The organism is Mesorhizobium sp. WSM4976 (genome assembly GCF_029625685.1).
GTDB lineage: Bacteria > Pseudomonadota > Alphaproteobacteria > Rhizobiales > Rhizobiaceae > Mesorhizobium.
The window spans coordinates 1-7,205 of the sequence record NZ_JARTVT010000067.1 but is presented as its reverse complement, the minus strand read 5'-3'; the positions used below and the strand labels follow the sequence as shown (position 1 = coordinate 7,205).

Sequence of the window (7,205 nt, the reverse complement as noted above, 5' to 3'; positions counted from 1 at the left end):
CTTCGCGTTCTCGTCCTCCAGAGCCTTCAGGCGCTTGGCGTCGGACACGTCCATCCCGCCATACTTCGCCTTCCAGTATACAGCGTCGCCTCGCTGATACCGTGCTTGCGGGCCAGATCGCCCGCTTTCGCACCCGCCTCGTGCTCTCGCAGCACCGCGATGATCTGCTCTTCCGTGAACCGCTTCCGCTTCATCTGTCCGTCCTTCAATCGAGGCCGGACTCTAACTCCAGGTGGAGGAAAAACTCAGTGGCAGGTCACCATCATTCTCGACGCTTGGTCGCGCCTCGTTGTGGGCTATGCCATCGGCCGATCCATTGATGCGCGTCTGACCGTAGCGGCCCTTAAGATGGCGATCGCCCACAGACGGCCGCCACCCGGCTGCATTCATCTTTCCGATCGCGGGGCCAATACGCAGCGGAGATCTATCGACAGGTTCTGGGTGACGCCGATCTGATCGGGTCGGGCGTAAGGGCAATCCCTATGACAATGCCAAGGCCGAGAGCTTCATGAAGACGCTCAAGGTCGAGGCCGTTCACCCGATGGCGTTCGAAACCTTTGAGGACGTCATCGAGCATCTTCCTCACCTCATCGAGGAAGCCTACAACAAGCGAAGGCTACACTCGGCGCTGGGATATCACAGCCCGCAACAGTTCGAGGATCAACATATCCGGAAGACCGGTCAAAACGCCGCCTGATAGATGTCCACCCCAACGGGCGCACTCCAATCGGGGGTTGGCTCTCAGTGCAAATCGACAATCGTCCGCCTCGTTGGCGCGCTGCTGCTCGAGCAGAACTACGAATGGACCGTGCAGCGCGCCAGATACATGACGCTGGAAATCATCAGCCAGATGAGCGATGATCCGCTCATCAGTCTGCCAGCCGTGGCACGCTGATCATTCCGGCCCTTGCCGGAGAGCACGACGACCAATGCCGTCAGCTACACCACGTAGGTGGGCGCGATCGCAAGCCGGCTCAGTAAGGGCAATTTGTCCGGACCAACACCGTGAAGGGGTCCAGTACGAATCCCGCCTCCAGACTACGGCCGAAAAGCTGAAGCCAGCGCTCCTGTGCATTGTAGGCCATCTGCTCGCGCTCCGCGGGGCAGGCGAATTTGAGCCCTCCTGCATTCTGCAGGTAATGTACCATTTCGTGCACCAGCACCGAGAGTTCGGATCGCGGTTGCGCCTATCCATCCGTCGAGCAGACAGATCGTCTTCGTATCTTAGAAAGGCCAAATTCAGCCGAGAGCAAGTCACCTATCGCGGTCTGCGGTCACCCTCGGGGGCCGGCGAAAGCTGCGGGCGTCACGACGTGGTTGGTTCCCGGCAGCGCAACTGCCGGATCGGCCGATCCTGATCGCGCAACCTGTGCGCGGCAGCGCCGTCCACATCCCAGCGGCGAGGGCTATGGTCCCGGTTTTCAGTCGCATCCGTTTCCTCCACGACAAATTTCAGTGAAAGGGCTCGACCGGATCAAGAGCCGAAGCCCCGAATTGGTATTCATCCCGGCGCTCTGACTGCGGTCAGTTCCATGCTCGGTTCCTGACCCTTACCGTCAAGGCCTTCGACGCCGGAAGTCACTCTGCGCGCAAGGCGTCGCTAGGCTGAAGTCGTGCCGCCTTCCGGGCGGGATAATAACCGAAGAAAACACCCACGCCGGCAGCGAAACTAACAGCCAGCAGCACCGAGCTAAGGTCGATAACTATCGGCCAGCGAGCAAAGGCCCCGATGCCGACTGCCGAGGCGATGCCGACCAGCGCGCCTAGCATTCCACCCAGCGATGCGAGGGTAATTGCCTCGACGACAAACTGGACAAGAATGTCGCGTTGGCGTGCACCGACCGCCAGCCGTAGCCCGATCTCACGGGTGCGCTCCGTCACCGTTACCAGCATAATGTTCATAATCCCGATGCCGCCCACCACAAGGGAAACTGAAGCAACGGCCGACAGCAGCAGCGAGACGACTCGAGTGGTCGCCCCCTCGACATCGGCGGCTTCCGCTAGGTTGCTGATCATGAAGCTGTCTTCCTGACCCGCCCGCAAGCGATGGCGTTGCCACAGGAGATCGCGCATGGCTGCCATCACATTCTCGGCCGATAGCCCATCGGCGAACTTGACGGTGATATTATGCACGAGGGCGGGGTTGGCCCTACTGATGCCGACAAACTGGCGGCGCGCCGTTTTCAGCGGCACCAGCGCCACATCGTCTTGATCCTCGCCCCAGACGCTTTGTCCTTTCCGTTCGAGCAGACCTATGACCGTGAACGGTACTCCGCGGATGCGGATCGCAGAGCCAACAGCACCGGTCTCGCCAAACAGCTTCTCCCGCATTGTCGTGCCGAGGAGCACCACATTTGCGGCACGTCGGTCGTCCTCCGAGGTCATCTCGCGGCCTGCGATCACGCGCCATTCCCTCGCCGTGAAGTAGCCGGTCGTCACACCGCGAAGCACCCCCTGCCAGTTCAACGATCCAACGGTCAGTTGCTCGCGGGCGTGCAGTAGTGGTGCCGCCACGATCACACCGGGGATCTCTGATTGGATCGCTCGCGCGTCTTCTTCGCTCAGTTGCGGCGCCGCCCCGCTTCCAAGTCGAACGCTGCCCATGCGCGCGCTGCCCGGTGTAACCATAATAAGGTTCGCGCCGAGGCTGCGGATCTGGGCTGCGATTCGGTCGCGGGCCCCAATACCCGCCGCGATCATCACAACGACGGCGGCAACGCCGATGACGATGCCGAGCATGGTGAGCGAGCTACGCAGATGGTGGGCGCGAAGCGAACGCAGGGCTGTTCTGACGCTACCCGGCATTGCTGCGAACCAGCGAAAGATGACCTGCAGTGTCCGAATTCAAGTGGCTCCGCATCCCAGCCTCCTCAGGCACGAGTCGGCCATCCCGAAAGGTCACGATGCGATCGGCAGTGGCAGCAACCTTGGTCTCGTGGGTAACGACAACGACCGTCACCCTTTCACCGTTTAGATCGCGGAGGATACCCATGATCTCCTGCCCAGTCCGGCTGTCGAGCGCACCGGTGGGCTCATCAGCGAGCAGAACCGAGGGTTCGGCGACCAGAGCACGGGCGATTGCAACGCGCTGCTGTTGACCGCCCGATAACTCAGACGGCTTATGATACGCCCGGTTCGCCAGACCAAATTTTTCCAGCATCGCGAGCGCGCGTCGGCGGCGCGTGCCCGGCCACATCCGACGATAGAGGAGCGGCAGCTCGACATTTTCCACGGCGCTGGCGCGCGGCAGCAGATTGAATGACTGGAACACGAAACCGATGCTACGGTTACGAATGGCGGCGAGCGCATCGTGATGAAGGCGGCTGACATCGATCCCGTCCAGTCGATATCGGCCTTCGGTCGGCCGGTCGAGGCAGCCCAGGATGTTCATGAAAGTGGACTTGCCCGAGCCCGATGCCCCCTTCACTGCGACGAATTCGCCCCGCTCGATTTTCATGCTCACGCCGTCTAGCGCCCTGATGCACGAGCCCCCGATACGGTAGCTGCGGTGTACTTCCTCGACGTCGATAAAGGCCACGCGCGGTGCTCTCTCACTGAAAGCGGAATCTAATCAGCACGGAAGTCGCATCCTCCGCCGGGGCGGGTGCGGCGACCCCAACGATCACCGACTGCGTCTCCGTGAGGTCGCCAGCCAAAACCTCGGTCGTTCGGCCGTCAGTGATCCCGAGGCGGAGCGGAACCGCCCTTGGTTTACCGTGCGGCCCCAGCACGAACACCTGGCCGCCGCTCGATCCAGGTTCTGTATCTCGCTCTGCGGCCTTGGATAAAGGTGCAGCTGCGAGGTTATGCTGGTCCGGCCCTGGGTCCTGTGGTCGGAAACGCAGGGCGGCATTGGGCACTTTGAGAACATGTTCCCGCCTTGCCACCACCACGTCGAGATTGGCCGTCATGCCGGGTAGCAGAAGCTCTTGAGGGTTTTCGGCAGCCACCACGACCACGTAGGCGACGACATTCTGCACGATTTGCGGGGCCTTGCGGATCTGCTTTACCGAGCCGGCGAAAATGCGATCGGGATAGGCGTCAACGGTGAAGGTGACGGGCTGTCCGACGGCAAAACGACTGATATCAGCTTCAACCACTGTTGCTTCGACCTGCATCTGCGTCAGGTCTTTGGCTATGGTGAACAGGATCGGCGTCTGCAAGCCCGCCGCGAGTGTCTGCCCCCCGCTCACCGCACGGTTGACCACTGTGCCGGTGACCGGCGCCCGGATATAGGTCCGCTCGAGATCGATCCGAGCCTGCCGAAGCATGGCTTCCCTCTGCTTGACCTGGGCCAGCATGTTAGCGAGTTCCGCATCAGCCATGCTGACGCTTGATTGGGCGGCGCGGACGCCGGCCAGCTGCGACAACTCCTCCGCACCGATGGATGAGGCCTGTGCTTCGGCCGATTCGTGCGCGTTCTGGGTGCGCTCCCATTCGCCTGCCGTAATCACATTGCGCTGTGCCAAAGGCCGCTTGCGTTCCATGTCCTGGAGCGCCTCGGCAAGCCCTATTTGCGCACGCCTGTTCTGACCCACCGCCGCTTCATGCTTGGCTTCAGCGGTCTCCAACTCGGCCCGGACTCGTTCGATCTGCGCCTGCTGCACCGAAACCTGCGTCTGCGCCATCTCCAATTCGGCTTCGGCCTGGGCCACCCGGGCCTCATACATTTCCGGTTCGACACGCGCGATGACCTGACCCAAAGTCACCTTGGAATTGAAATCCGCGTAGAGCTCCTTGATCCGGCCGGAAAGCTGAGACCCGACTTCCACGGTCACCAGTGCGTTGAGCGTGCCGGCAGCTTGCACGGTCGTTACAATGTCGCCCCGCTCCGCGGCTTCGGTTTGGTAAGCCGGTGTCGTCTGCGCGTCAGGGTGCGAAGGCTTCACCTGCATCAGTAGCTGCCGGAAAGCAGAGGACACCCGCTCGGCCCCCGATGTCATTGACGGCCCGACCGACGCGTCCGGTGCTGTTGCCGCGCCGACGGCTACCGCTGCAAACAAGACACTGCGCATTATCATGTGCTGACATCCAGATTGCCGGGAGGGCGGACGCTCTCCCGGCGGTTTCGGCGTGGCCACCAAGCGGTAACACGTCACGTGCCCACACTTGAAAGCTGACGAGGTCCCGTTGCCTAAAGCGAGGCGATGCCCCTGCTTTCTATTTCTTGCATTGACCCGTATTGCCAGTGCAGCTTGTGTCGGTCTTGTTGCCCAAATTGCCCTGGCCGCTCCCACTGTCCGTCGTCGCCGTGCCGTTCGCGTTGCCGTTCACGTCTTTGGTCGTCGTGTTGCAGACGCAATCAGGAGTCGACCCTGTCTTCGTGCAGGAAGCGACCCCGGCGGTGCCGCACAGGTCTGTGCACTGTGTGGCCGAAACGCCAGGACACAAATTCTGCGCTCCCGCGCCATCAGTCCCAAGCATGAGCGCTCCGCCCATGGAAATGGCGGTAGCAATCGATAAGAGCAAATGTCTGTACATGGGTTCCTCCATTGTTGGCCAGAATCCAACATCTCCCTCATCGCAGACCCTCTGGCAGTGGGCTGCAGACAAAAGAAAAGCAATGCACTCCGGTCTTGACCGGTATGGTATGGTCAGTCTTTAAGCTATGGGGATGGGAGGCATGGCGGCGGGCGCTAGATCGCCGCGCCTCATAACACTCTTCTGGATGTGATCATTTCACCAAATGCGCAAACGCCGCAATCCGAAAAACAGATCCCAGCACGCCGAAGCGCACCCTCCAGTTCGTCGCTTGATCTCATCAACCAGCGATAAGGCGATCTACATTAGCACTTAATTAACTACGTGCAAGTGCGTTCGGGGACAATCTAAGTCGTCTCAGCAACGCCAGCACGAACCTCGGTCAACATCGACAAGGCTTGACGTAGGGCACGCGGAAACCGGCCGTGACGTGCCGTCAAACAGCAGCGCCGCGCCGGTATGCCTTCCATCACTTTCGCCTGCAAGGAGAGCTGCTCCCAGGCTGGCGGACTGGTGGTGAGGATAGGAATTCCGTTCCCTAAGCCGTCAACCCTCGGCCAGTGGCCCGATCTGGGCGACCTCAGCCCTTGCCCCAGCCGCAAGGAGCTTCGCCTCCCGCATCAGCGAATTCCAATTCAGGCCGATCAGGAGAGCAAGTTCGTGCGCTTGCGCCTCGGTAATGCCTGTTTGTTCAACGAGCCTCTGGACGAGCGATGTCGTCTGGTTCTCATCTGACATTGGCTGGCTCCCTCCAGCGCCCCGATCTGCCGCAACATCTGAACCTTGGATATGTTTCCGAAAATCGATGAAAAGAAAAAGCCCGACAGGGGGCTGCCGGGCTTGAGCTTGGGCCTTGCAGCGGCGGGGACTAGACCGGGGGGTTGGGGTGCCGCTGAATTGAGACCGATTATCATGATATCGGAGGGTGGCTGGCAATCAACAAAAATCGGATGAGAGCCGAATCGTCTACCCTGCGGCTCGACCCTCACAGCCCCCAGCACTGTTCCAACGAGTTTAGGGACACCTAAGCGCGCGCCGGCTGGTGGTCAGGATAGGAATTCCGTCGCTAGGACGTCAACAGAGAGGCCTAGCCGACCAAAAAGGTGCCCACTGGAACAAATTCACGGCGTGGCGATTTAGAAGATGCAGTCGATCCGCCGAGGTGTAGCTGCTCTCTCCGTCGCAGAAAAGCCCGTCGCTTACGCTGATTAGCTGCGGCGGGTTTTGCTCTTGCTGGGCCGAGCCGGATTCAGTTCCTGGGAGTTTGCGTCTTTTTCTCTTCCTGCTCATCCAGCGCTTCTAGCAACTGAGCGAAGGAGTTCGGCAGCGTCGGTTCGACCACCAAATCCAGCCGCTTGCACAGCCTCCGACGGAACTCTTCTGAAGTGGCCAACTGCCGAAAGGTTTGGGCACCGCATCCAGCAGAGGACGGTCTCATGGGCGGAACTCGCCCGAAAGGGAACGTTCCCAGATGGAATTTCCCTGCGAGAACGTCCACCAGCCCAGCTCCACTCTAAACCCAAGCACCTGCCGTTTGGTTCAAGGGTCGCGGGAAATAAACAAAAGTCTGTGTGAAACAGACGAGGGCCGAATCGTGTTGCGACCTGACCCTCCGAGCGCGCGGCACTGTCAAGGAAGGCCCCCCAGTGACGCTATATGGCGTCATAGTTTCTGGCAATGCACGGAGTTGCTGCGATGGACCTGGCACAATATGCGGATCACGG

The 7,205-nt window shown here is 60.7% G+C and carries 6 protein-coding genes and 3 pseudogenes; 3 read left to right on the top strand and 6 right to left on the bottom strand.

Annotated elements, in window-relative coordinates:
• A pseudogene (locus tag P9272_RS35455) lies at positions 1-194 on the bottom strand (transposase); the annotation flags it as partial.
• Between P9272_RS35455 and P9272_RS36155 the strand changes: the two are divergent.
• From P9272_RS36155 to P9272_RS35445, 3 genes and pseudogenes are all read left to right on the top strand, one after another.
• Positions 160-456 carry a DDE-type integrase/transposase/recombinase gene (locus tag P9272_RS36155; RefSeq protein WP_347404093.1) on the top strand — a complete coding sequence of 99 codons (297 nt, stop codon included), beginning with the start codon at positions 160-162 and terminating at the stop codon, positions 454-456. The pseudogene P9272_RS35455 and the gene P9272_RS36155 sit on opposite strands and share 35 nt — an antisense overlap.
• 19 nt (positions 457-475) lie before the next feature.
• Positions 476-697: pseudogene (locus tag P9272_RS35450) on the top strand (integrase core domain-containing protein); the annotation flags it as partial.
• A gap of 51 nt (positions 698-748) precedes the next feature.
• Positions 749-895 (top strand): annotated as a pseudogene (locus P9272_RS35445) (IS256 family transposase); the annotation flags it as partial.
• Between the two features lie 79 nt (positions 896-974).
• On the opposite strand, the gene P9272_RS36150 reads toward P9272_RS35445, so the two are convergent.
• The 5 genes from P9272_RS36150 to P9272_RS35425 all read right to left on the bottom strand — a co-directional run bounded on the left by P9272_RS36150 (position 975) and on the right by P9272_RS35425 (position 6,219).
• Entirely contained in the window at positions 975-1,163 is a 189-nt protein-coding gene (locus P9272_RS36150; protein ID WP_347404092.1) for a DUF6647 family protein, read from the bottom strand.
• A 415-nt stretch (positions 1,164-1,578) separates the two neighbouring features.
• Entirely contained in the window at positions 1,579-2,739 is a 1,161-nt protein-coding gene (locus P9272_RS35440) for an ABC transporter permease (RefSeq protein ID WP_278164811.1), read from the bottom strand.
• Between the two features lie 55 nt (positions 2,740-2,794).
• The gene (locus P9272_RS35435; protein ID WP_278164809.1) at positions 2,795-3,538 is read right to left on the bottom strand and encodes an ABC transporter ATP-binding protein; all 744 of its coding nucleotides are present in this window, start codon (positions 3,536-3,538) and stop codon (positions 2,795-2,797) included.
• Positions 3,539-3,551: 13 nt separating this feature from the next.
• Positions 3,552-5,021 carry an efflux RND transporter periplasmic adaptor subunit gene (locus P9272_RS35430; RefSeq protein WP_278164807.1) on the bottom strand — a complete coding sequence of 490 codons (1,470 nt, stop codon included), beginning with the start codon at positions 5,019-5,021 and terminating at the stop codon, positions 3,552-3,554.
• Positions 5,022-6,027: 1,006 nt separating this feature from the next.
• The gene (locus P9272_RS35425) at positions 6,028-6,219 is read right to left on the bottom strand and encodes a hypothetical protein (protein ID WP_278164806.1); all 192 of its coding nucleotides are present in this window, start codon (positions 6,217-6,219) and stop codon (positions 6,028-6,030) included.
• Positions 6,220-7,205 lie beyond the last annotated feature (986 nt).